This window comes from Pseudomonas amygdali (assembly GCF_002699855.1).
Taxonomy (GTDB): Bacteria; Pseudomonadota; Gammaproteobacteria; order Pseudomonadales; family Pseudomonadaceae; genus Aquipseudomonas; species Aquipseudomonas amygdali.
Genome location: NZ_LKBW01000163.1, coordinates 1 through 2,236 on the forward strand (window position 1 = coordinate 1; position 2,236 = coordinate 2,236).

Sequence of the window (2,236 nt, forward strand, 5' to 3'; positions counted from 1 at the left end):
TTCGGTAGTTTTTTCATCGCTCCATCCTCTCAAAGGTTGGAGTCTCCGAGAAACCCGGGGCGGTTCAGACTTGCTAAGTAAAGAAGCCTACCGTGAACTGGCCGGTAAGCTTGAGTTCCGCACCCAGGCGTTTATCAACGGTCAATTTCGTGCCGCGAAATCGGGCCGCACGTTCGCCACGACCAACCCGGCCACCGGCGACGTATTGGCACAGGTTTCCGCCTGTGATTCTCAGGATGTAGACGAGGCCGTTGCGGCGGCCAAGGCGGCGTTCGATGACGCGCGCTGGCATGGTCTTTCACCTGCGGCGCGTAAAAATATCCTCCTGCATTTTGCCCGGCTGATGGAAGACAACGCCCACGAATTGGCGGTGCTCGAAAGCCTGGACAGCGGTAAACCTATTCGTGAGTGCCAGAACGTTGATGTGCCGGAGACGATCCATACGCTGCGTTGGCATGCCGAATTGATCGACAAGATCTACGACGCCACCGCGCCGGTCGGTTCCGGTGCGGTGACGATGGTAGTGCGTGAGCCTATCGGTGTGGTCGGCCTGGTACTGCCGTGGAATTTCCCGCTGTTGATGCTCGCCTGGAAAATCGGTCCGTCGTTGGCCGCAGGTTGCTCCATCGTGGTCAAGCCAGCGGAGGAAACCACCCTGAGCGCGCTGCGTGTCGCCGAGCTGGCTTACCAGGCCGGTATTCCCGCCGGCGTGTTCAACGTGATACCTGGTAGCGGCAAGGAGGCCGGTGAGCCATTGGGCCGGTATGGCGATGTCGCGATGGTCAGCTTTACCGGCTCTACCGACACTGGGCGGATTTTCCTCAAGTACTCCAGCGAATCGAACCTCAAGCGCATCGTACTGGAGTGCGGCGGCAAGAACCCTGCAGTGGTGATGAACGATGCAGAGGATATTGATCAGGTCGCGCAGCACATAGTCAATGGCGCCTTCTGGAACATGGGCGAAAATTGCTCGGCGTCCTCGCGCCTGATCGTTCACACCGACATCAAGGACGCGCTTCTTGAGCGCATTCAGGTGCACCTGAAGGACTGGAAGATGGGCGACCCCCTCGATCCGGACAATCGCCTTGGGTCGATGATCAGCAAAGCACACTTCGAGAAAGTACGCTCCTACATCGAGCACGCCAAGGATCAGAAGCTGACCGTTGTGACGGGGGGAAATACCGTTCGGAATATCTTCGTCGAACCGACCATCCTGGACGGGGTAGGGCGCGACAGTCGCCTGTTCCAAGAGGAAATTTTTGGCCCCGTGCTGAGTGTCACCACGTTCAACTCGATCGATGAAGCCATCGAGTTGGCCAACGATACGGCGTATGGCCTGGCAGCATCTGCGTACACTGGCAACCTGCGCAACGCGTTAAAGTTGTCACGCAGTATCCGTGCTGGCATCGTGACGGTGAACTGCTTTGGCGAGGGCGACGCCTCAACGCCATTCGGTGGTTACAAGGAGTCTGGTTTCGGTGGGCGGGACAAGTCTATCTGGGCCCACGACCAGTACACGGAGCTGAAAACCATCTGGATCGACGCTTCCTGAGAAGTCCCGACAGCCTGAAAGAGATCGCCCGGCCGCTGATATCAGGGCGATCTCCAAGAGGCCATCGTAGGCCGATTCCTCCAGATGTTCGCAGCGTCGGAATTTAATGACGGCGACCGCTTCTGTTGCGGCTATATTTTATCGTTGCGGCTTCCAAGAGGGTTGGCTTGAGGTGATAGACCAGCGAAGTTTTTGCGGAACAAACAAAGGGAAAAACTTCCGCTATCTCAACGATGAAGCACCTACGAAAGCTTCTCTTTCGGGTGTAGGTTTCATCCTTCTTGATTACTTCTCCCTTCCATCGTTTACCCATGCGTTGGACGCTCTTGTCACCGCGAATTTGTTGCGCCCAGACTCATACAGGACTTGCACATTTACGCTGGCCGGCCAGGAGGTCATGAGCGATTTAGGGATCGTCATTCGCCCTGATCAAGATCTTTCCTCCTTTCCACTGAGCGAGCTTAAGCTGCTGATCGTCTGTGGTGGTCTACGAACGCCCCTGCGCGCCGATGCCCATTTGCGTACTTTGCTTAAAAAAGCTGCCGAAAATGGAGTCGAGTTAGCGGGTCTCTGAAATGGAGCCTGGTTTCTAGGTTTTGTACGAAAAGTCGGCTGGGGTAGAATTGCCGCCATGATTGGCTGGAGGCCCGCATGGCAAAGCGTTACGAACTCTCCGACTCATCG

The 2,236-nt window shown here is 56.4% G+C and carries 2 protein-coding genes; both read left to right on the forward strand.

Annotated features, from left to right (window positions below; all coding sequences use genetic code 11):
* Positions 1 to 70 precede the first annotated feature (70 nt).
* Complete coding sequence (locus tag AO277_RS12705; RefSeq protein WP_044320171.1) at positions 71 to 1,552, forward strand: aldehyde dehydrogenase; 1,482 nt, start codon at positions 71 to 73, stop codon at positions 1,550 to 1,552.
* Positions 1,553 to 1,658: 106 nt separating this feature from the next.
* A complete protein-coding gene (locus AO277_RS12710; protein WP_052835002.1) occupies positions 1,659 to 2,126 on the forward strand; it encodes a type 1 glutamine amidotransferase family protein in 468 nt (155 codons plus the stop codon).
* Positions 2,127 to 2,236: the final 110 nt, after the last annotated feature.